The organism is Fischerella sp. JS2 (genome assembly GCF_032393985.1).
In the GTDB taxonomy this organism is placed as follows: domain Bacteria; phylum Cyanobacteriota; class Cyanobacteriia; order Cyanobacteriales; family Nostocaceae; genus Fischerella.
This window is the reverse complement of the sequence record NZ_CP135918.1, coordinates 718,167-742,340: the sequence shown is the minus strand read 5'-3', so window position 1 is coordinate 742,340 and position 24,174 is coordinate 718,167. Positions and strand designations below refer to the sequence as shown.

Genomic DNA, 24,174 nt, shown 5'->3' with positions numbered 1-24,174 from the left:
AGCGGTGTTGCACAAAGTAGAGATGTAGACATGTAGACGCGAAGCAGCTTCTCGTAGAGTAGTAGCCTCCCCCAGGGTAGAATGAATCGCTATGAAACCAAGAACACTAAGAGATTCGTTTTATCCTGAACAGAGAAAATAAAATCATCTCCTCAGTATGCAACGCCCAAAAAGCTATTCAGTTATTAGTTAAGTATTCACAAAATTGATAACTGATTCCTGATTCAAAAAGGTGCAGAACAAGTTGCAGTTGCTTGAGAAGTACGTCCCAAACTAGAAACCGTAGGATCATAGGCTGTGAGAACGACTTCACCTTTTTTGTTAAATACCCATCCTTGAGCAGGGACAATCTTTTTGGTGGTAGGATGAGTGACTTGCGACTGATTGATGGTCAGATTTGGGGAATTACTACTACTAGCTATCGGTTCTACTAAATCAACGTGAATATTATTACTGCTGAAGTTGTTGTTAGGGCTGGATGGCAAACCACCCCGTCCAGTTACAATAAATGAACTACCAGAACCTTTTTTACAAGGATTTTCGGCAATTTGATCTGTAGGATCTGTAAGATTTTCTGGGAATTCAACTAATCCCTGACTGGGGTCAACATCTGCGGTTTCAATTTGTACATTACCGCTAAAATCAGACCCAAGAGCAGAATTAGCTGTAATGTCACTTTCTGGGGTAAGTTGTTCTCGAAACTGTGTGCCAAAGATAGTTCCTGCATTAATTAATACATTTCCCCCATACCCCTTGTCAGCATTGGCAGTGATATCGCTGTTTTCTAAGGCTACCAAGTTATCAGTGTTGATAGCGATATCTCCACCCGTAGCCTCACCGTTCGCGTTAGTTCCAATGTTGCTATTGCGACGCAAGATTAGATCACGGGAGTTGAGGGTGATATTACCTTGACCACCTCTAGTTTCAGCGGTAATGAACGCACCGTTATTTAGCCGAATGTCTTTAGCTGCTGTAACTTCTATGTTACCTGCTTGTCCTGTACCTTGACTACCGACATTGATTGCTGCACTGTCGTTAACGAATAAGCGTCCGGTTTTAATGTTTAAGCTTCCCCCTTGGGCTGAAGAATTTGGTAATGTATATGCGTAAATGCCACTAGCAGCGGTATCATTACGGCCTAGCCTAAACTCTGTTGTTCCTCGTCCTATCCTTTTAACTTCTCGGTTGAATACTTGCTCAAAATTAGGATTAGTACCGGAAATGGTAATGCTGTCAGAAGTGTTGAGGGTAATTGTACCTGCATTCCCTGTGCGTGAGGCAGTGTTAAGAATTTTTCCACCACCAGTAAATTCAATTACACGAGCATTGACAGTGATATTCCCTCCCGGAAATGCTCCTTGAGTTGTCGCCTTTAAATTTCCTCCATCTCTTATACGCAAGGTATCAGCGTTAATAATAATGTCACCCGCAGGACCTTGGGCATTTCCTACAGAATTTGTTACCAATGTACTGTATATCCCTTGTGAGCGACTTTGGCTGAATAATTTCTGATCGTTAAATAATGGATGGAGACCAGAGATTTCGGCTGTATCTGTGGCATCAACTTGAATAGTGCCACCTAGCTTGCTATTTAGGTCTGTTGTTGCTGTTATTGTTGAACCGTCAGTAATAAAAACTGACTGTCCGGTTAAAAAGATATTTCCAGCATCGCTAGATTTTGTAACTGTGTTGCGAAGATCAGCAAAGATCACACTAGACTGCACTGATACTGAACCCTTAGATGATCGCAATGTAATATTGCCAGGATTTCCTTTACCATAGGTTGTGGCAGCAAGTTGACTGTTGTTGATTAACCTTACTGAGACATCGCCTTGCAATGATATATTTCCAGCAGCAGCAATATCGTTTTGGCTAATGCTAGTACTGACTAGATTAGCATTATCTAGTAAAATAGAGCCTTTTGCTACCAGTGAAATATTTCCGCCACCTAGTCCTCCATTTCCTGCATTATAAGTGGATATGACTTTATTCTCACGATCCACAATCCCAGGTAAACCTTCCCCAATCAAAGTGATATTACCATCGGCTGTGAGTGAAATGTTGCCACTACGTCCTCTACCAAAACCATTATTGTTATTGTCGTATTTGTAGTTACTAGCATCTAATGCAGGTTTATCTTCTAGACTCGGATTTCGACCTGGAAGTGTATACACAGGATTACTGACATTAATATCTGCCGCTACGATATTAATGTCACCAGCATCACTTTGCCTACCGATAGTACGGGTACGAATCCGTCCACCACCAGTCAGTTCCAAGTAATTGGCTTTGATATTAATGTCACCTGTGTTACCAATAGCATTAAGGTCAGCGATATTTTCTACCAAGCTTTGTCCATTGATTCTAATCGCCTCAGTTGCGTCAAGGATCACATTCCCAGGCACTGAAGTACTAGCTGTTAAGTCTGGTTTAATGCCAGCAGATACAATAGTTCCGGTTTCTAGATTTAAGTTGCGGGTAGTGATATTCACACTGCCCTTTCCTTGATCTGCAACATCAACCCTAGCGGCATTTTTCAGCAGTACATCTGCTCTGGTAATACCAACCGGAAAACTCAAATTACCATCAGGGTTTAATCCTATAGTTCCTGCTTGTGCCAATCCTCCTAACTCTACTTGTCCATCTGGTACTATGAGGCTTCCTCCATCTAAGCTGACATTACCGCCTATTAGTGCCAAAGTGTTTCCAGTTTGTACTTGCAGACGACCATTGTTGATGATATTGCCAGGATGATCTCGAAATCTCAAGCCGATGGGGATATTGATGCTTAACTGCGGTACTGGTTGCGGGTTACTGGCGCTGAATTCAAAGTTGTCAAATACTACACTATCGGCTGTACTAGCAAAAAATGAACCACTTAGGTCTAGACTGGCATTTGCTCCAAAGAAAACCCCTTTGGGATTAAGTAAGAAAAGATTAGCGTTACCTAAAACACCAAGCCTACCAAGAATATTCGAGGGATTACCACCTGTGACTCGCGTGAGGATATTGGCAATACCATTAGGATTGGAAAAATAAGCTCCCCTACTTTCCAACACATTGAATTCTTGAAAAGAGTGAAACAGATTTGCTCCACGAATCGCACCTCCATCAATGCGATCGCTCGGTATACCATTAATCACATCTGGATTCACAACAGAATTTTCTGTTCCACCCAGATTGCCATCGGGAACAATCTGTGCTGTGCTTCTACTTAAAGGTGCAAGACTGCTGCAAGTAACTAAGAGTAAGCTGAATAGCAGTGACCAACTTGATTTCATTCTCAGTTTATAAATCAATGACTTTTGACTAACTTGAAAATAGGAAACAGGGAACGGGGAACAGGGGACAAGGAACAGGGAAGAGGTATTTTTATACTTTGTTATGTGATAAATCACATGAGGGTCTAGCTTGAAAGTCACCTCACCCCGGCTACGCCACGCCTCTCCTTACTAAGGAGAGGGGCTTGGGGTGAGGTTTGTCGTACCTGGCGGTGAAACCTTTCTTTTGACCTTTAAAACGGACTGTAATTAATCGAGAAATACAATCCTTGTTCTTGCAACGTCCTATCTCTGTCATCTACATCGATGAGAGGAAAAGCGTAGTCAATACGGGCGCTAAGTGTATCACCCATCTGCCATTGCAAACCTAAGCCTGTACCAATCAAGGTATTGGGATCGGGAGTGGAATTAGAACTGTCAGAGTTATTCCAACCGACACCAAAGTTGATAAAGGGTACAACTTGCAAAAGCCCTTGAATTTGTCTTGCCCGCAGGACGGGAAATCTCACTTCGGCTGAGGCAAACACGCCGTTATCTGTTAAAAACTCATCCTGTCGATAACCCTTGACAGTTTGCAGACCTCCCAAGCGAATTTGTTCGATGGGTACAAGAGGTCTGGTTGCTAATTGCATTTCTGAACGCAATACCAGCAAGGTATCTGGGGCTAATAAGCGCACATATTGTCCTTGTCCTCGCCAAGCAAGATAGCGACTATCTGGGGGATCGCTGTTGACAGTAGCACCAAGCCACCCTACACCAAGACTAAATTGCGATCGCAAGGCAAAGACTTGTTGTGAGTTGCGTTGTGTGTATTCCTGAAAAAACCGGATTGTGGAGAGGCGTGTTCTGCCTTCCTCATCTGCACCTGCGGACAAGGGAAATTTTTCTCCCAATAATCTGCTTTCACTTTGCTGTCGGGAAAAAGTTAAGCCTAGTGCCAATTCTTGGCCAGGATTTTGGATGATGGGCTGCCGTAAATTCAAATCCAAGTAATAATAGTCACCAGTGATATCAATTCGATCAAAGGGTGGTTCAACTACCTCTACAGCTGTTCTGCCAGTAGCAAAGCCAACAGTACCATTGCGAGGATTAATCGGGAATGTATAACCTAAGTCAAAAGCGTTACTACCATCGCTGTTGATAAATTCAAAGGAAAAGCGATCGCCAAAGCCTAATAAATTACCTTCACTAAGGTTAACACCCCGACGAAAAGTGCCAACACTCGGATCACCAGCATTATCTGCAAAAATATCTACTCTAAAGGAATCTGCCTCTACAACTTTAACTTCTAACAAACTCTGATCTGGACGTGAACCCGTAGATAATTCCGCAGAAATATTGGCTATCAAGGGGTCAAGCTGTAATAATTGCAATGCTTCTAAGAGTTTTTCTCTATTTAAAGGTTTAGAGGTTGCTAAAGCTATGCGACTACGCACATACCCTGGTTTTAACCGCCTCGTACCTGTGACTCTAATATCTTCTACTCCACCTTCAACAATCCGCACCTTGACCACAGCGCCTTCTGGTGACAAAGTTTGTTCGGCTGGGATCACCGCGCCGGAATTAATGTACCCCTCCTTGATATATAAATTAGTGATGATGTTTTCAATTTCTAAAAGTTCAGCAAAAGTTATCGGTCGATTAAGAAATTCGGCTGTTTCTTTGCTTAATTGTTCATCACTAAATGCTGTGTTTCCTTCAAACTCGAATCTTTTAATAGTAATAGTTCCGGGAATTTCTGGACGCTGTGGAGATTCGGGTGGTGGAGATGGAGTTTCTTCTAAAGGAGGTGTAGGTGATGGTTGCGGCCTTGGAATTGGCTTTGGTGGCGGTGCAGGAGGAATAGGAGCAGTGGGGCCAGGAAGTTGCGATAAAATTAAATTTTTATCCAACTCTGTATTTTTCTTGCTTCCGACTAGTTCATGTGAATTATAAGCACCGGGAGGATATAATTTCAGCCCAAAATAAGGATTGAGAAAATAACCTTCGTTCCCAATTTCTGTTTCATGAACCTGGCTGATTTGGCTTTTTACAGCAGCTATGGTATTTTCTAGCTGTTGTGTGTTGATCTGTGTTTCGTGATTTTCTAAAGAAAAGCGCTCAGGATTAGGAGCCTTAGATGGTAAGTTTCCAGCCGAAGCTTTTACAGCCGAGAAAGCTATTAAAACTTCCAACAAGAAACAAACAGTTAAATTCAGTTTCAAAGTGTGGTGGTGCATTAAAACTTGATTAACTTTTATTAATTAAACTTAAATACCATAGAACATGGTTTGTAGCATAGAGAATTATAATAAAATTTAACGAGGTAGTTTAGGAAACTAAAAGGAAATATAGGTAGTTATAAAATATTGCTTTAAATGAAGGAATATATATTAAGATGACGGAAGGCAACAACAAGCTATTATGTGGCCGCTACCAAATCATCCAAGAATTAGGCAGGGGAGGCTTTGGAGTAACCTATCTGGCTACAGATACATTCTCTAATGTATTATGTGCAATCAAGAAACTCGACCCTCTTAATGCTGATCTCGAAACAGCTAAAAGATTCTTTCACAGAGAAGTTAATATTTTAAATACTTTGCAAACTAACCAGCAAGTTCCTAAGTTTTTTGATTATCTAGAAGAAAACAATAATTATTATATTGTTGAAGAATATATAGAAGGTACATCCCTAGCTGACCTAGTTGGTCAAAAATGGTCAGAACAGACAGTAGTTAATTTCTTGCAACAAATTTTATCAGTATTAGCATATTTACATGCAAAGAATATTATTCATCGTGATGTCAAACCTTCTAATTTGATTATTAGAAAGGGAGATAGGAGATTCGTCTTAATTGATTTTGGCTCTGTCAAAAAACTAGAGCAACAATATCCATCATTTCAATCCTCTGTCACACAAACAATGATTGGAACTCCTGGATATGCTCCTTCAGAACAAATGGCAGGCAGACCACGTTTTAATAGTGATATCTATGCATTAGGCTTGACAGCAATTCAACTATTAACTGGGATGCACCCAAGAGAATTAAGATGGAACGAAAAAGACTATATTCTCTTACCTAGCGATATTCAAATTGATGATTCTCTTGCTGTTGTTTTAACCAAAATGGTTCATAATAACCCAGATCAGCGCTATCAAACAGTAGAGGCTGTGATTGAAGATTTAAATAAGACTAAAATTAGTTCACCACCCACTCAACCACCAACTTACTACACATCTAATCATCGAGGGGTACTAGCTAATCTACGATTTCTAAGAATTTGGCAAATTCCAATTGTATTAATATTATTAGCAGGAATCATAACTTGCATAGAGTTTATTCATCCATTTATACGACCTGCATATTACTTATATGAAGCTAATAATTTGCTTGATGAACGCAAAGGAGATGCAGCTCTAGATAAATTTAACTACCTCAAAGAAATCCAGCCCAACTCCCCTGAAGTTTGGAAAGGAAGAGGGGATGCTTTATTCATTTTAGGACGGGATTTTGCCGCATTACAATCTTATAATAGAGCTATTTTTTTACAACCAAAAGACCAAAAACTTTTAGTTAAAATTTTAATTAATAAAGGAAAAGTTTTATATAAACAACAAAATTATCAAGAAGCCTTAAATATTTATGAAAAAGCACTAAAAATTGATAGTAATAATCCAGAAGCTTTGAGCGGAAAAAGTTTATCTTTATTAGCATTGGGTCAAAAACAAGAAGCTTTGCAGTATTTGGATCAGCTAAAACAAATTAGACCTGATGATCCGAGAATTTGGCAAGAAATAGGTTTTGCGATCGAACAATCGCAAGGACGACAAGCTGCTAAGGAATACTTTCAAGAAGCTCTTTCATCTTATGATGATATCCTCAAGGTTAAAAAAAATAATCCAATATATTGGACTGATAGAGGTTCAATATTACTTAAATTAAATCGTCCCCAGGATGCACTTGATTCTTATGAACAAGCACTTAAAATAGATAATAATTTTTATGAAGCTTTAATTGGAAAAGGTAACGCCTTAAACATATTAGGACAACCTAGTGAAGCTCTCTTTGCATTTAGACAGGCTAGTAAAGTCCGTCCACAAGATTATTTAGTTTGGTTTAATCAAGCAATTTTACTCACACAAACTTTAAGAAATCACGAAGAAGCTATTAAAGCTTTTGATCAAACAATCGCACTTAAAGACGATTTTCATCCAGCATGGGTGGGCAAAGCATTAGCATTATTGGAATTAAAACGCTATCAAGAAGCCTTTGAAGCTATTGAAAAAGCTAAAGATTTGCAACCAAAAGATCCAGATATTTGGGATATTCGAGGAGAAATTTTAAAGGAATTAGGAAAACAACAAGAAGCAAACAATTCTCATTACCAAGCAGAAAGACTAAGGAGTGGGATGATGCGTTAACTAAGTAATAGGGAAGATAAGGGGAGATTTGGAGCAATAATTTTGTGAAATAGTAGAAAAACTAATATTAAAGTAAGCGATCGCAATCTCTGCAATAATTCTAGAGAAGAAATATATTATGAATTTGGAGATGATCCAGAGGTAATTCCATGTTCCCTCTTCCTCGTTCCCTTTCAAAGGTATGATGCGTAATAAAGTATGATCTGGCCCAAATAGACATAATGACGCAGACAGTATCAATCAACAATAACCAGCGGTTGCAACTAGAACCTCTTTCCACACCAAAACGCTTGCTGTTAGGTCCTGGTCCCTCAAATGCTCATCCCGCAGTTCTGCAAGCAATGAATACTCCCCCACTTGGACATCTTGATCCAGCTTTTCTCGCAGTCATGGATGAGATTCAATCGTTACTGCGTTATGTATGGCAAACAGAAAATCAACTTACCATAGCTGTTAGTGGTACGGGAACAGCAGCAATGGAAGCAACTATTGCTAATGCTGTAGAACCTGGTGATGTAGTGTTAGTGGGTGTAATCGGTTACTTTGGTAATCGACTTGTAGATATGGCTGGACGCTATGGCGCAGATGTGCGAGCAATTACCAAGCCTTGGGGACAAGTATTTTCCTTAGAGGAATTGCGAACTGCTGTACAAACTCATCGTCCCACAATTTTAGCTTTAGTTCATGCTGAAACCTCCACCGGTGCCTGTCAACCTTTGGAAGGTGTTGGTGAATTGTGTCGTGAATTTGGCTGTTTGCTGCTCATAGATACAGTTACAAGTTTGGGTGGTGTTCCCATCTTTTTGGATGAGTGGGGAGTAGACTTAGCTTATAGCTGTAGCCAAAAAGGCTTGGGTTGTCCACCCGGCGCTTCTCCTTTTACGATGAGTCCCCGCGCAGTAGAGAAATTGCAACAGCGTCAAACAAAAGTGGCTAATTGGTATTTGGATATGACGCTGTTGAATAAATATTGGGGTAGTGAACGAGTTTATCATCACACCGCACCCATCAATATGTATTATGCACTCCGCGAAGCACTACGTCTAATTGCCGAAGAGGGAGTGGAAAACAGTTGGCGACGTCATCAAGAAAACGTAGAATATCTCTGGCAGTCATTAGAAGATATTGGGCTGTCACTACATGTACAGCGAGAGTATCGTCTACCCACTCTCACAACAGTCCGCATTCCTGAAGGAGTGGATGGTAAAGCGATCGCACGCCAGTTACTCTTAGAACATAACATTGAGATTGGTGGCGGTCTTGGCGAATTAGCAGGTCAAGTCTGGCGCGTTGGACTCATGGGTTTCAACAGCCGTAAAAAAAATGTAGACCGACTCATAGAAGCTCTGCAACAAGTATTGCCTAAATAGAATAGGCAGATATGATAAATTTTTGGGGAAAGGTTATACCAGTTCAAAATTAAGAAAGTCAAATCTCTTTTCCCCCTTACCCGTTAACCTTTCCCCCTTACTCTCCCCCTAAGCTAGACTGAAGATAGCAGTGTACCCAGAGACAGCGAGATCATGCTCTCAAGAGGCTGCATAGTTTAGCTCAGGATCGTTGAGCAAATAAACTTGAGTATTGATTCATGTTGCATCGCTTTTCCAAACAGGGACTGATTTGTATTACTCAACCAAATCATGCTTGGCTTTCAGGTCAAATAGCGCAAGTCTGGGGTAATAAACATTTTGGTGATTTTGTCCCTAGAAAAGAAGTTTGTTTTGGCGCAGAACAACATGATATCGGTTGGGTGGTTTGGGAACAAGCTCCTACACTTAATCCTCAAACTGGTTATCCGCATCATTTTACGGAACTTCCCACTCAAGAACATGTAAACATTTGGTCAAATGCTAAACACTTTGCATTCGTATTGGGTAGATATGTAGCATTGCTTGTCTCGCTACATGGAACAGGTCTATATGAAAGGTTTACAAGTTGGCAATACTCACCAACCTCTACTCAGATAGTGGAAAAGTTTCTCAAACAGGAGTATCTCTGGCAAGAACAACTTATCGCTCTTTTGAAAAATGATCCATATTATGCAACATACATTACACCAGAAGCAATTACACGCAACAGGAAGTTGGTAGCAACATGGGATGCGCTTTCAATCATCTTTTGCGAGGGAATGAGTTTACAACAACAATTAATTCACGATGTACCAATACTGAATGGTGAAGCCACACTAGAGTTAACTTTGGTTGACAATCAAGAGAATCACCAACAAATAGTAGTATCTCCCTGGCCTTTCCAGCTCAATGAAGTCACACTAATTTATGAAGGAAAGTTTCTACCCCATACCTTTAGCAATGAAATGGTAATGCGAGAAGCTTTAATGGGTGATTGCTGGGTGACTCTCACCACTACTCTAAAGCCAAATTAGAAGGTAGTGGTTACAGTTTTTTACGTATTTAGCCTCTTTTGCGTTGCTTGATTGGTTTTTTTGCGGTTTTTGATTTACCACGTGTTACCTTCAACTCAGTCTTTGACTGAGGCTGTGGAGGATGATCTTTTGGTGGCCGACACCGTTCACAAAACAAAGGTCTAGAAGGATAACAAGTGCGTTCAACTACCAAGTTGCATCCTTTACATACGAAACGATAGACTCTTTGCCTAATGACGCGAGTGTGAGCTTTAACAAAAACTTCCTTGCTGTCCACCTGTCTATATCCTTTCAAAAACAACGAAACTACTATGGCTGATTTATCTGAGATTCTTAGGTTACTAGAAGCAGAACGCGATCGCTACATCTTAGAAACTGCTGATTTAGAGCGTCGCCTATCTTTTATTCGCAACCAGATGAATGTTCTAGAAGCTCTTCTTTCAGGGTACGCTCTAGAAGAGAAAATGAGTCATCTCCACAAGCGTTTACCTGAATCATCTACACAAGCATATTTGGAGGATAGCCTTCATTCCCTTGAGGAAGAAGAACCAAAGACGCCTGAGCAAGAACAAGAATTAGATAATAAGACAAATTCACTTGTAACCACATTGGCATCGTCATCTACCTCAACGTTAAATTCCAAAGATTCTAAATCTACTACTCCTTTACCGGAACAACCAGATATTTCCGATATTCCCAAACTGACGACTCCTAGAAAACCTGGAACTCTACCTTTACTACCTGAATTTCAAGAATACTCTATACAAAATGCAATCTTGATTTTGATGCGCCGTCGACCAGACCTACATTTTCATATTGATGCTATTGTACGGGACTTATATGGTGACAAGTTAACACCAGAACAGTTAAAAACAGCAAAAACAAATGTTGGCAAGATGCTTTCCACAGGTGTACAGTCGGGAATGTGGTATCGAGTGTTACAAGGACATGGCGTTTACACATTGAAATATGAAAAAGGAGTGACTAGCAAACCGCTACACAAAAAATAATTGATTATTAACCCATACAATCATTCAACATACCTGTGTAAGCTATGAGCGATCACTCCATAAATTTGCATATAAATAAGCAATATAGTCTTTTTCGCTCAGAACCAGTTTGTGTTGCGTAAAATCTATAGACAAGTCACTCATTTTGCATAACTTACATAACTCATAAATTCAAAGAATCTAAGTAGCAAGCAAAAAAAGTAAATGCCAAAATGCCAAAAAAAGGGTAAGGGTAAGGAAAAAAAGAAAAAGAACTGCTATAGTAGTCAAGTGCTGTCGAGCAGTCGGCAGTCTCAAGCAAGTGAGTCAAAGAAAGCAGAAAAAGATTTCTGAAATAGTTGACAAACACAAAACGGATTGCTAAGCTAGATAAAGTGTCAAGTTAAAGCAAGACACCTGAACCTTGAAAAGCAATAGTTTGAAAGCCAAAGTTATATTAATCCTCGTCAAAATATTTGCTTTGGGTTAACAAACCCAGACATATAAGAAAGAAAAAGATTAAGGATTACGGAAGTTTTCTTCCGGAGCCAAAAACTCATTCAAAACGGAGAGTTTGATCCTGGCTCAGGATGAACGCTGGCGGTATGCTTAACACATGCAAGTCGAACGGGGCTTTTCGGAGCCTAGTGGCGGACGGGTGAGTAACGCGTGAGAATCTAGCTTCAGGTTCGGGACAACATTGGGAAACCGATGCTAATACCGGATGTGCCTGTGGGTGAAAGGTTTACTGCCTGAAGATGTTTCGCGTCTGATTAGCTAGTTGGTAGTGTAAGGGACTACCAAGGCGACGATCAGTAGCTGGTCTGAGAGGATGATCAGCCACACTGGAACTGAGACACGGTCCAGACTCCTACGGGAGGCAGCAGTGGGGAATTTTCCGCAATGGGCGAAAGCCTGACGGAGCAATACCGCGTGAGGGAGGAAGGCTCTTGGGTTGTAAACCTCTTTTCTCAAGGAAGAAGTTCTGACGGTACTTGAGGAATCAGCATCGGCTAACTCCGTGCCAGCAGCCGCGGTAATACGGAGGATGCAAGCGTTATCCGGAATGATTGGGCGTAAAGCGTCCGCAGGTGGTTGTGTGTGTCTATTGTCAAAGGGTCATGCTTAACATGATAAAGGCAGTGGAAACTACACGACTAGAGTGCGTTCGGGGCAGAGGGAATTCCTGGTGTAGCGGTGAAATGCGTAGAGATCAGGAAGAACATAGGTGGCGAAAGCGCTCTGCTAGGCGCAACTGACACTGAGGGACGAAAGCTAGGGGAGCGAATGGGATTAGATACCCCAGTAGTCCTAGCCGTAAACGATGGATACTAGGCGTTGAGAGTATCGACCCTCTCAGTGCCGTAGCTAACGCGTTAAGTATCCCGCCTGGGAGTACGCACGCAAGTGTGAAACTCAAAGGAATTGACGGGGGGCGCACAAGCGGTGGAGTATGTGGTTTAATTCGATGCAACGCGAAGAACCTTACCAGGGCTTGACATGTCTGGAACTTCTGTGAGAGCAGAAGGTGCCTTCGGGAGCCAGAACACAGGTGGTGCATGGCTGTCGTCAGCTCGTGTCGTGAGATGTTGGGTTAAGTCCCGCAACGAGCGCAACCCTCGTACTTAGTTGCCAGCACTTCGGGTGGGCACTCTAGGAGACTGCTTAGGTGACAAACCGGAGGAAGGTGGGGATGACGTCAAGTCAGCATGCCCCTTACGTCCTGGGCTACACACGTACTACAATGCTCGAGACAAAGGGCAGCAAGTCGGCGACGACAAGCAAATCTCATAAACTCGGGCTCAGTTCAGATCGCAGGCTGCAACTCGCCTGCGTGAAGTCGGAATCGCTAGTAATTGCAGGTCAGCATACTGCGGTGAATTCGTTCCCGGGCCTTGTACACACCGCCCGTCACACCATGGAAGCTGGTCACGCCCGAGTCGTTACCCTAACCGTTCGCGGAGGGGACGCCGAAGGTAGGACTGGTGACTGGGGTGAAGTCGTAACAAGGTAGCCGTACCGGAAGGTGTGGCTGGATCACCTCCTTTAAGGGAGACCCAACCGATTTTAGATTTAAGATTTTGGATTTGAGATTTGAAAGACAATCAATCCGAAATCGGCTGTTTTCAAAAATCTAAAATTGAGTCATCCTGAGGTCGGTCGCAGGATTGATAGATATATGGCTTTCAAACTATGAAAAGGTTCGGATGATGGGCTATTAGCTCAGGTGGTTAGAGCGCACCCTGATAAGGGTGAGGTCCCTGGTTCGAGTCAGGATACCACCTAAGAAAATGTTGAATGATGAATAATGAATGATGAAGTCAAAAATATCAGAATTCAGAATTCAGAATTTTTCATTTTTCAAGGGGTTTAGCTCAGTTGGTAGAGCGCCTGCTTTGCAAGCAGGATGTCAGGAGTTCGAGTCTCCTAACCTCCACCTGGACTCACAAACTGCACTCACAGATTTGGAGAGAAATCTAGCATCTGAACAAACAAATTCAGGCTGCTGGGTGTAAATCCAGCCAGAACCTTGAAAACTGCATAGAGAAGCGAAAGTAGGTAGTCAGTGAACAGTAATGTCAGTGAACACTAATCAGTAGAAAAACTGGTAAGGTGGGAACTGAAAACTGAAAACTGAACAAACACCAATGTAAGTGGTCAAGCAAATAAGGGCTTGCGGAGGATACCTAGGCACGCAGAGGCGAAGAAGGACGTGGTTACCAACGAAAAGCTCCGGGGAGTTGGAAGCAAGCATAGAGCCGGAGATGTCCGAATGGGGAACCCTAAAACTGCCTATTGAATATATAGATAGGTAAGAGCGAACCGGGCGAACTGAAACATCTAAGTAGCCCGAGGAAAAGAAATCAAACGAGATTCTCCAAGTAGTGGTGAGCGAACGGGGAAGAGCCTAAACCAACGAGTATAACTTGTTGGGGTAGTGGGACAGCGTGATGCGAATCGTAGAGTTAGACGAAGCATTGAAAAGATGCACCAGAGAAAGTGAAAGTCTTGTAGTCGAAAACTTGAAGATAGTAGCTGTATCCCGAGTAGCATGGGGCACGTGAAATCCCATGTGAATCAGCCGGGACCACCCGGTAAGGCTAAATACTCCTGTGTGACCGATAGCGAAACAGTACCGCGAGGGAAAGGTGAAAAGAACCCGATAAGGGAGTGAAAAAGAACATGAAACCGCAAGCCTACAAGCAGTGGGAGGACGATTGAACGTCTGACCGCGTGCCTGTTGAAGAATGAGCTTAGCGAGTTATAAGCACTGGTAGGTTAAGTGAAAAACACCAAGCCAAAGCGAAAGCGAGTCTGAAAAGGGCGGATATATCAGTGTTTATAGACCCGAACCCTGGTGATCTAACCATGACCAGGATGAAGCTTGGGTAACACCAAGTGGAGGTCCGCACCGACCGATGTTGAAAAATCGGCGGATGAGTTGTGGTTAGGGGTGAAATGCCAATCGAACCAGGAGCTAGCTGGTTCTCCCGAAATGTGTTGAGGCGCAGCGGTTGTGAACAACTCGGGGGTAAAGCACTATTTCGGTGCGGGCTGCGAGAGCGGTACCAAATCGAGATAAACTCAGAATACCCGAAGAAGACACAGCCAGTGAGACGGTGGGGATAAGCTTCATCGTCAAGAGGGAAACAGCCCAGACCACCAGCTAAGGTCCCGAAATCATCGCTAAGTGGCAAAGGAGGTGGGAGTGCATAGACAACCAGGAGGTTTGCCTAGAAGCAGCCACCCTTGAAAGAGTGCGTAATAGCTCACTGGTCAAGCGCTCCTGCGCCGAAAATGAATGGGACTAAGCGATGTACCGAAGCTGTGGGATTACATTGTAATCGGTAGGGGAGCGTTCTATACAGGAAGAAGCACTAGCGGCAAGCAGGTGTGGACAGTATAGAAGTGAGAATGTCGGCTTGAGTAGCGCAAACATTGGTGAGAATCCAATGCCCCGAAACCCCAAGGGTTCCAGCCAGGTTCGTCCACTCTGGGTTAGTCGGGACCTAAGGCGAGCCGAACGGCGTAGTCGATGGACACAGGGTCAACAATCCCTGACTAAAGTATGGGAGCATTGCTAGGGACGCATGAGTGGAGGCTACACCCTAACTGGATTGGGAGGAGTTTACGAACCCGAGTAGTCGAAATGAGTGTCAAGAAAAGCTAGTAATGTGTTGAGCATACTTTACCCGTACCCGAAACCGACACAGGTGGGGAGGTTGAGAATACCAAGGGGCGCGAGATAACTCTCTCTAAGGAACTCGGCAAAATGCCCCGTAACTTCGGAAGAAGGGGTACCTGAGAAGTCGGGTCGCAGTGAAGAGATCCAGGCGACTGTTTACCAAAAACACAGGTCTCCGCAAACTCGTAAGAGCATGTATGGGGGCTGACGCCTGCCCAGTGCCGGAAGGTTAAGGAAGTTGGTCAGGGGCAACCCTAAAGCTGACGACCGAAGCCCCGGTGAACGGCGGCGTAACTATAACGGTCCTAAGGTAGCGAAATTCCTTGTCGGGTAAGTTCCGACCCGCACGAAAGGCGTAACGATCTGGATGGTGTCTCGGAGAGAGACTCGGCGAAATAGGATTGTCTGTGAAGATACGGACTACCTGCACCTGGACAGAAAGACCCTATGAAGCTTTACTGTAACCTGGAATGGTGTCCGGGCTGAGCTTGCGCAGGATAGGTGGGAGGCGTAGAGGCATTCCTTGTGGGGGATGTGGAGCCAACGGTGAGATACCACTCTAGTTCAGCTAGGATTCTAACCCGCGACCGTGAGTAGGTCGGGAGACAGTTTCAGGCGGGCAGTTTGACTGGGGCGGTCGCCTCCTAAAAGATAACGGAGGCGCGCAAGGTTCCCTCAGCACGCTTGGAAACCGTGCGACGAGTGTAAAGGCATAAAGGGAGCTTGACTGCAACACCAACAAGTGGAGCAGGTAGGAAACTAGCCTTAGTGATCCGACGGCGCAGCGTGGAATGGCCGTCGCTCAACGGATAAAAGTTACTCTAGGGATAACAGGCTGATCTCCCCAAGAGTCCACATCGACGGGGAGGTTTGGCACCTCGATGTCGGCTCATCGCAACCTGGGGCGGAAGTACGTCCCAAGGGTTGGGCTGTTCGCCCATTAAAGCGGTACGTGAGCTGGGTTCAGAACGTCGTGAGACAGTTCGGTCCATATCCGGTGCAGGCGTAAGAGTATTGAGAGGAGCCTTCCTTAGTACGAGAGGACCGGGAAGGACGCACCGCTGGTGTACCAGTTATTGTGCCAACAGTAGACGCTGGGTAGCCATGTGCGGAGCGGATAACCGCTGAAAGCATCTAAGTGGGAAGCCCACCTCAAGATGAGTACTCTCATGGAGCAATCCAGTAAGGTCACAGGTAGAACACCTGTTTATAGGCTCTAAGTGGAAGTGCAGTAATGTATGAAGCTGAGGAGTACTAACAGACCGAGGGCTTGACCTCACCTTTAACATTGTTTCGCTTCAACATTCTATGCAGTCTTCAGGGTTTTGTTGATTGCTAATTGCTCATTGGTAATAGCTCCAACTAAATATTACCAATTACCAATTACCCATTAGCCTTTCCTGGTGTCTATGGCGCGGTGGAACCACTCTGAACCCTTCCCGAACTCAGTTGTGAAACGCTGCTGCGGCGACGATAGTTGGAGGGTTGCCTCCTGTCAAAATAGCTCGATGCCAGGACTTTTTTTCATACAAAAGCCTCCCCACACCACAAAGGGAGGCTTTTGATTTTGCTCTATTATGACGATATGAAAAAATTGAAAGCTCGATACCGCTCTTTTAGGCTAGAAAAACAAAAGAGCGATCGCCCCTCAATTACCTGTACAACTTTAGTATCTCTGCTTGCATTTCTATATTTACACGCTGTAATGCCCGATTAACTGCACTTAATATTGCCAATATCGAAGCAGTGACAATATTAGAATGGATACCTACACCGTGCAATGAACCTTGCAGCAAATCACCTGCAATTTCAACATAGGCGATCGCATCTGCGTTACTACCACAATTGCGCGATCGCTCTTCGTAATGATGAATTTGCACACCCAAACCCAAAGCATTGACAAATGCGTCAATAGGCCCATTACCTTGACCGTGAAGTGTGGTCATTTTCTCATGCAGTTGCAATCTAACTGAAATATTTTGCACTCCACTGTAATCACCACTTTCAGATAAGTGATGAGTCATATACTTCAGTGGCGTACAAGCTTGCAAATACTCTTGCTCAAATAGCTGCCAAATATCAGCAGAAGACATTTCCTTCCCAGAAGCATCCATTGCCTTTTGTACAACCTGACTAAACTCTATCTGCAAGCGGCGAGGCAACACTAAATCATAATCCCGTTCCAACAAGAAGGCGATCCCACCTTTTCCTGATTGGCTATTCACCCGTACCACAGATTCATAGGTGCGTCCTACATCTGCTGGATCGAGGGGTAGATATGGAACTTCCCACACTGCGTCTGGTTTTTGGACAGCAAAGCCTTTTTTAATAGCGTCTTGATGGGAACCGGAAAAAGCAGTAAATACCAAATCACCGACGTAGGGATGACGAGGATGAATAGGTAATTGCGTGCAATCTTCGATGATTCTCGCTACTTCGTTGATCTGGGAAAAATCTAACCCAGGATGGATGCCTTGAGTATAGAGATTCATTGCCAGGGTGACTAAATCTACATTGCCAGTACGTTCGCCATTGCCAAATAAACAGCCTTCAACTCTTTCTGCACCTGCCATTTGGGCAAGTTCTGCTGCTGCAATTGCACAACCGCGATCATTATGGGGATGAACACTGAGAATCACGCTATCTCTAGGAGTTAAATTGCGATGCATCCACTCTACTTGATCGGCAAATATATTTGGCGTGGCGACTTCGACACTTGCAGGTAGATTGACAATAGCTTTATGCTGTGGTGTGGGTTGCCAGACATCTAAAACAGCATTGCAGATTTCTTGAGCAAAGTCTAATTCTGTGGCTGTAAAGATTTCGGGTGAATATTGAAATTGCCAGTTTATATCTGGTTGTTCTGCTGCCAACTTTGTAAATAGTTTGGCTGCCGAAACAGCCAAATTAATTGTTCCTAGACGATCTAAACCAAAAACAACGCGACGAAATACAACAGAAGTAGCATTATACAAATGCACGATCGCTCGTTTTGCTCCCTTTAAAGCTGCAAAGGTGCGACGAATTAATTCTTCTCTAGCTGGTGTTAAAACTTGAATCGTAACATCATCAGGAATTAATTCCTGTTCTATCAAATATCGAACAAAATCAAACTCGGTTTGTGAAGCGGAAGGAAAAGCGACTTCTATTTCTTTACAACCAATGCTTACCAAAAGCTCAAACAGACGTAACTTGCGCTGAGTATTCATCGGTTCAATCAACGCCTGGTTCCCATCTCTTAAATCAGTACTTAACCAAATTGGGGGATGAGTAATTGTTTTACTTGGCCAGGTGCGATCGCTCAAACTAATTGGTGCAAATGGGCGATATTTTGTAGCAGGATTCTTTAACACGTTCGTTTTTTCCTTGGTTGTTGATCGTTGTTGTGAGGCTTTGTGGCAAAAGGTTTTGTAGAAAAAATAGGGTTATCAGGTTGCCACTTTGTCCAAACCTGAAAACCCATAGATAGTCGTAGTAATGCCTCAATTGTTAGATTTAGTTGCATAAAAATCTCCAAGTGAAAATTTCAAATAGTCTTAGGTACACAAACTCGTAACCCTTAGGCAGCTTTGGTACTACACATAAGAAAGTGCATAGTAGTGAGACTACCGTGCTTGTACAAACTGCAAGCTTCAATACTATCTAAATAGTGAATAACTATTAGCCGATTAAGCAACTAACTCTTATTTGTGTTAAAAAGTTAAATGCTGAGTCTAATTCTCCAGAAGCTTGATTTGAGAATATGTGAAATCTTATTTGCGCGCTAGTCGCAGTAGCAGCCCTAGCCCTAGTAGGAGGCTAGAAATTAGTTGTAGAGATAGCTGCTTGAAAAACATAGTTTTAAACAATTAACACTCACTACAGAGAATGATAAACCTTAGAGAAGAAATCGGTCAAGCTATACTATTTTGGATTTTAGATTTTGGATTGGGAATTGCTTTGTGCATCTAGCTTGGTATCAATCCATCTATCGCCCATTTTTGAAATTGGGATTCACAGCATCTGCTGAGTAGTACTCAACCAAATTGAATAGGCTGCCAGACCCCGACTTTTTTAAAAAGCCGGGGATATGACCTCTCGCAACCCCTCAGAACTTATGTATGTAGTCAAGTAGTACCTAATATTCTCCAATTCTAAGCAGCAGATAAACAAAGAGGGGTAGGTTTAGAACCTACCCCTACTTCTTCTAAAATACTGCGTCCAACTGCTGCTGCTACTGGCTTTAAACTATCAACTAAATCCACCATATCCTCTAAAGACAACGCTTGACGAGCATCGGAAACGGATTTTTCCGGTTCTGGGTGGCATTCAATGATTAAACCATCTGCACCACAGGCAACAGCAGCCCTCGCAACGGGTGCTACTAACTCTCGCTTACCAACTGCATGGGAAGGATCAACCATTACGGGTAAGTGGGTGATTTGCTTCAGTGCTGCTACTGCTCCTAAATCCAACACGTTGCGGGTATAGTTATCGAAACTACGGATACCCCGCTCACACAACACTACATCTGGGTTGCCGTGGCTTAAAATATATTCGGCTGCCATGACAAATTCTTCAATTGTCGCTGCTAAACCACGTTTAAGGAGGATAGGTTTACCAGCTTGTCCTAAAGCTTTGAGTAAATCGAAGTTTTGCATATTGCGACTACCTACTTGCAGCATATCAGCATGAGTAGCAACTACTTCGATTTGAGAGATTGTCATGACTTCAGTTACAACTGGCATATTATAGCGTGATCGCACTTGTGCCAAAATCTTCAATCCCTCCTCGCCCATTCCCTGAAAAGCGTAGGGAGAGGTACGGGGTTTATAAACACCACCACGCAAAGCATTTACTGATGCAGGAGATAGCTTTTGGGCGACAGTTTCCATTTGTTCGGTGCTTTCAACTGTGCAAGGTCCCCAATAATTACTACTTCTTTACCACCAAAAGCAACTGTTTGAGAAATTTTCACAGTGGTTTGATGGTGAGGATGAGGTTTGGCGGCTAATTTGGCATTGATCATCTTCAGGTTCTCCTTAAAAATAGAGTAATGGTTAGTAGTTAATGGTTAGTGGTTGATTGGTAGGGGTACAAAGCTTTGAGTCTGTCATTCCACACAACCAACAAAAAACAAAACCCGGAACCTTGGTGAAGTCCCGGGTGCTGGCGTTTCATCGACATGACACTTTATCCGGAACTTGTTCTGGGCCAAAAGTAAAAGTAAAACCAGCTACCGAAGTAAATCATGACGATGGTATTCTCCTTAAAAAACAAAAACCGCAGAGTTTGCTCTGCGGTTCACCGGGCTGTTTCCATTAGGAAACTAAATTCACTCCCGGTGAACCACCCTAAACCAGTAATAATAGTAGGAATTGCTGTTAAACATCTGCGAGGTGCTTTTTTGAAAAATTTAATTTAGACCTATATCCAAGAAGAATAACAGAGGGTCTGAATATCGTCAATACCCTCTCCGGAGATAGCAAGAAGGATAAGAAGATGAACATATTGAGAGTAGTAATAGAAAAGTATAGAATATTTGTTATTTTACCTACGTAAAATTTAGAGAATCAAGCACATGGCCTCACAATCTCAAAAAACGATAGACTCATTGCAATATTGGGGTTCAAAGTGATTTATATGCTTGCGTAGGTGCTAAGCAGCTTGTTGCTAAACATATCGCTCTCAGAAATTAAGATGCCTGTGTTAGTGTACTGACATAATTCAACAGCAAGTAGTTATTTAGATGGTTAATAGCTAGTAGATAGTGGTTAGTAGTATGTAAGAACACAAAGCTTTTCCTGCATACAGTAGCTAGTAGAGCCAAATAATAAACAACCAACAACTAACAACTACCAACTAACTATTTTGATTAATTCTCGGCTGAATTCTAGTGATTGTATTATGCCTAGCTCCAAATCCAACATTTTAGCCACATCATTTGACTATAAAGGAGTTTATCCCTGTCCAGTTTGTCATGTTGGCAAGATTAGTAATATGCCATTGATGGAGGCAATGTCTTGTGATTTTTGCCATCAGATTTTCACTGTTAATTTAGAACAGCAACAATTAGTTCTACCTTCTAGACAACCTCCTTTAATTTGGCGTTGGAATGGCTTTAACTGGACAGAAGCTCATTTAGAAGGAGTAGAATTTGGTTGGAGTTATGTGGTAGCAGCAATTGCTTTTATATTTCTGCCTACTGCTTTAATTGGGACAGTAGCTTATATTTTTCCGCCACATCCATATGCCCCTTTATCTTGGGTTCCATATATCTGGACAATATTAACTTTTTTGTCACATTTCGCAATTATTGTTTGGCTTTTGATTGAGATTTATCAGATTCCAGTAAGGGCGTACTTGCGAGCTATGCGACAACGTTTAATTGGTCGCTAAATTATAGTAGTGTTGTAATGTCTTTGCTACAGCAAAGCGTATCTCAGTATTGCTACTATTTTGAAGCATTTTTAAAGCAGCTGCGATCGCTTGCTCAGGATAAATTAATTGTCCCAGTTGTTTGACATAGCAAAGCTGTGCAAAAGGTTTTTTTTGAGGTAGCTGGGTAAGCACATACTCTTTGTATTTTGCTAGAAAGTGGTTCTTAAAGCCCAGCGCCTGCTCACACAAACCGCGTAACAGCTGTCGCTGATCTTTTTCTACTGGTACTATATAAGCCCAGCGTTTGCGACAGTAGTCATCAATGGCTTCTACTAATGTTGTCCATTCATCATTAATCCAGATGCGATACTGTGTACTAACCTGACTCTTTTTCCCTGTCACCACATACTGTCCAGCTTTAAGCAATATTAATGCCTGGTCTGGGGAAAGAATATTCAAAACTAAATCTTTAATCCCAGGGTGGCTTGTGCCATCAACAGTATATATCTGACGCCAGTCATAGCCATAAAATTCGCCCTTTGGATCAGGATAATCTAGAGGAAATGTAAGAATTTTGGGGTTTCCACGTACTCGTGCAAACAAAGAGTACTGAGCATACATACTATCCCGGATATGCTCTTGAATTGGCTTTATGGGAACTGCGGCGCGAATATCTTCTCCATACATTAGAAGACTATCACTTTGAAATCTAATTGCACCAACACGAAATAGCTTGGCTTCCCCCACCAAAATCATATCTACAGGTAATGGACTAAATTTTTGACACTCATCTTTAATAAGAGTAAATTTTTGTTTTTCTTCATCCTCAAGAATTTCTTTAAATACAATCACTATATCGATATCACTTGTTGAAACTGCTTCACCCACGGCATAACTACCAACTAAATAGTAACCACGAATGCGATCAGAAAAATATTGCTCAACCAAGCTGATGATTTTGCAAATAATCTGGTCTATTTTTGCAATGCCAGTCGTGTTGATCAGATGAACAGGAGTTTTCATATCTGGCGGTGATGAATTGTTTATAAAACTATGAAAAATTAATTATTCTTGAACTGTCAAATTATTTTTTACTTCAAATAAATACTTTTAAAAATCAATAATTACTTGCTAATTCTGTAGAGATTTTATTGACTTGAAATCAAGTCGATTGATGTAATAATTGCTATTTTCGATGATGACTAATCTCAGTCATAGCAAAATGTTATCCTAGAATTTATGACTAACTCAAGCAAGGTGTAATTTTAGTTTAAAAATTTCTTTTACTGAAATTATCCAAGGATGGCAGCTACTGGCAAAAAATTAACTGTAGGAAATTTTGTATCGTAAGGTACTGTAATTCATCCTAAGATTAAGTAATTTTACTACCAAAATCAAACTATTAAGCGTGTGACGCAGGTAAATCTGGCTTGATTTTTGATAATACAGGCATTACAAAAAATTGATAATCAAGTTGACTAGCTAAAGCAATTGTTACAATTTCTTAGACAATCCTATCAGAGCAGAGCAGTATGACATTGCTCTAACTGTCGCTAAAGCAACGGAAAAACTGCGAATTTTAGCTGAAATATTCCCAATAGCAGAAACACTAGACAAAGAATTTAGCTGATAGTTGGTTGCATCACTCATAATTAAGTTGATTATTACCAAAAGTCTTATGAGAGAGCTGGAGCGGTATTATCGGGTGTTAGAGTTAGAGCCTGGAGCAAGCCTAGAGGAGGTGAACCAGGCTTACAAAGATTTGGCTTTTATTTGGCATCCCGATCGCATCCCCCTAGAAAATCAGCGTCTAAGGGAAAAGGCACTAAAAAAGTTACAAGAAATTAACGAGGCTAGAGAAAAATTGCGCTCTCTCAAAACCAAGCATCAAATTCCCCATCATTCTCATCATTCCCATCACTCCTATCACTCTTATCAGCATCATTCGCCACCATCCCCACCCAAAAAACCGCAAACAAAAACTACCTATCAATCACCTAACCCTCAATCATCAAACTCTCGTTCACCTAACCCTCAATCATCAAACTCTCGTTCACCTAACCCTCAATCAGCAAACCCTTGCTCAACAAACCCTCAATCACCAAACTATGAACCACCCAAGCAAAACCCAGACTTGAGTGGCAAAGATTTTAGCCACGCCAATTTAAGTAATAAAGACTTATCTGGCAGAAACTTGAGTTATGCCAACTTGAGTGGTGCAAATCTCAGTGATGCTTTTATGCATAAAGTCGTCCTCAGAGGTGCGGATTTATCTGAAGCCAACTTGTTTAGAGCTAACTTACTTTTGGCAGATTTGCGAGAAGCTAATCTACGCAATACTAACTTAATTGGTGCTGACTTGAGTGGTGCTGATTTACGTGGTGCTGACTTGACAGGCGCACGTGTTCGTTCTGGCGATCGCTTACTCGTAAAACTGATTGGTGCTAACCTCAGTGGCGCTATCATGCCTGATGGCAATGTTCATGACTAATTATGAGTTAGTGGTTATTGGTTAGTGGTAAACTACATGTTTACTAACTACTAACTACTAATGTACAGACGCGAGGAACATC

Annotated in this window: 10 protein-coding genes, 1 tRNA gene, 3 rRNA genes and 1 pseudogene; 10 read left to right on the top strand and 5 right to left on the bottom strand. The window is 42.3% G+C overall.

Annotated elements, in window-relative coordinates:
• Nucleotides 1-224 precede the first annotated feature (224 nt).
• The gene (locus RS893_RS03185; protein ID WP_315789828.1) at nucleotides 225-3,281 is read right to left on the bottom strand and encodes a filamentous hemagglutinin N-terminal domain-containing protein; all 3,057 of its coding nucleotides are present in this window, start codon (nucleotides 3,279-3,281) and stop codon (nucleotides 225-227) included.
• A 233-nt stretch (nucleotides 3,282-3,514) separates the two neighbouring features.
• A complete protein-coding gene (locus RS893_RS03180; protein WP_315789826.1) occupies nucleotides 3,515-5,500 on the bottom strand; it encodes a ShlB/FhaC/HecB family hemolysin secretion/activation protein in 1,986 nt (661 codons plus the stop codon).
• Between the two features lie 158 nt (nucleotides 5,501-5,658).
• Between RS893_RS03180 and RS893_RS03175 the strand changes: the two genes are divergently transcribed.
• The 8 genes from RS893_RS03175 to rrf all read left to right on the top strand — a co-directional run bounded on the left by RS893_RS03175 (nucleotide 5,659) and on the right by rrf (nucleotide 16,758).
• The gene (locus tag RS893_RS03175) at nucleotides 5,659-7,683 is read left to right on the top strand and encodes a protein kinase domain-containing protein (protein WP_315789823.1); all 2,025 of its coding nucleotides are present in this window, start codon (nucleotides 5,659-5,661) and stop codon (nucleotides 7,681-7,683) included.
• Nucleotides 7,684-7,904: 221 nt separating this feature from the next.
• Nucleotides 7,905-9,053 carry an alanine--glyoxylate aminotransferase family protein gene (locus tag RS893_RS03170; RefSeq protein WP_315789821.1) on the top strand — a complete coding sequence of 383 codons (1,149 nt, stop codon included), beginning with the start codon at nucleotides 7,905-7,907 and terminating at the stop codon, nucleotides 9,051-9,053.
• A gap of 218 nt (nucleotides 9,054-9,271) precedes the next feature.
• Nucleotides 9,272-10,066: a DUF3891 family protein gene (locus tag RS893_RS03165; protein ID WP_315789820.1), complete on the top strand. Its 795-nt coding sequence runs from the start codon at nucleotides 9,272-9,274 to the stop codon at nucleotides 10,064-10,066.
• 311 nt (nucleotides 10,067-10,377) lie between these two features.
• Nucleotides 10,378-11,076, top strand: coding sequence for a hypothetical protein (locus tag RS893_RS03160; protein WP_315789818.1), 699 nt, complete (start codon nucleotides 10,378-10,380; stop codon nucleotides 11,074-11,076).
• Nucleotides 11,077-11,617: 541 nt separating this feature from the next.
• Nucleotides 11,618-13,103 (top strand): 16S ribosomal RNA (locus RS893_RS03155).
• Between the two features lie 317 nt (nucleotides 13,104-13,420).
• A tRNA-Ala gene (locus tag RS893_RS03150) sits at nucleotides 13,421-13,492 on the top strand.
• A 219-nt stretch (nucleotides 13,493-13,711) separates the two neighbouring features.
• Nucleotides 13,712-16,519: ribosomal RNA gene (locus RS893_RS03145) — 23S ribosomal RNA — on the top strand.
• A gap of 121 nt (nucleotides 16,520-16,640) precedes the next feature.
• Nucleotides 16,641-16,758, top strand: a 5S ribosomal RNA gene (gene rrf / locus RS893_RS03140).
• The 16S, 23S and 5S rRNA genes sit together here with 1 tRNA gene alongside, the layout of an rRNA operon.
• Before the next feature lie 135 nt (nucleotides 16,759-16,893).
• Here rrf and leuA read toward each other — a convergent pair.
• Nucleotides 16,894-18,594 (bottom strand): 2-isopropylmalate synthase, encoded by a 1,701-nt coding sequence (leuA, locus tag RS893_RS03135; protein WP_315789816.1) that lies wholly within the window; start codon nucleotides 18,592-18,594, stop codon nucleotides 16,894-16,896.
• A 780-nt stretch (nucleotides 18,595-19,374) separates the two neighbouring features.
• A pseudogene (aroF, locus tag RS893_RS03130) lies at nucleotides 19,375-20,249 on the bottom strand (3-deoxy-7-phosphoheptulonate synthase).
• A gap of 878 nt (nucleotides 20,250-21,127) precedes the next feature.
• Here aroF and RS893_RS03125 point away from each other — a divergent pair.
• Nucleotides 21,128-21,619 (top strand): hypothetical protein, encoded by a 492-nt coding sequence (locus tag RS893_RS03125; RefSeq protein WP_315789814.1) that lies wholly within the window; start codon nucleotides 21,128-21,130, stop codon nucleotides 21,617-21,619.
• Here RS893_RS03125 and RS893_RS03120 read toward each other — a convergent pair.
• Nucleotides 21,605-22,624, bottom strand: a complete 1,020-nt coding sequence (locus RS893_RS03120) for a nucleotidyltransferase domain-containing protein (RefSeq protein WP_315789812.1) — start codon at nucleotides 22,622-22,624, stop codon at nucleotides 21,605-21,607. The two genes, RS893_RS03125 and RS893_RS03120, sit on opposite strands and share 15 nt — an antisense overlap.
• Before the next feature lie 655 nt (nucleotides 22,625-23,279).
• Here RS893_RS03120 and RS893_RS03115 point away from each other — a divergent pair.
• Nucleotides 23,280-24,092, top strand: a complete 813-nt coding sequence (locus RS893_RS03115) for a pentapeptide repeat-containing protein (protein ID WP_315789810.1) — start codon at nucleotides 23,280-23,282, stop codon at nucleotides 24,090-24,092.
• Nucleotides 24,093-24,174 lie beyond the last annotated feature (82 nt).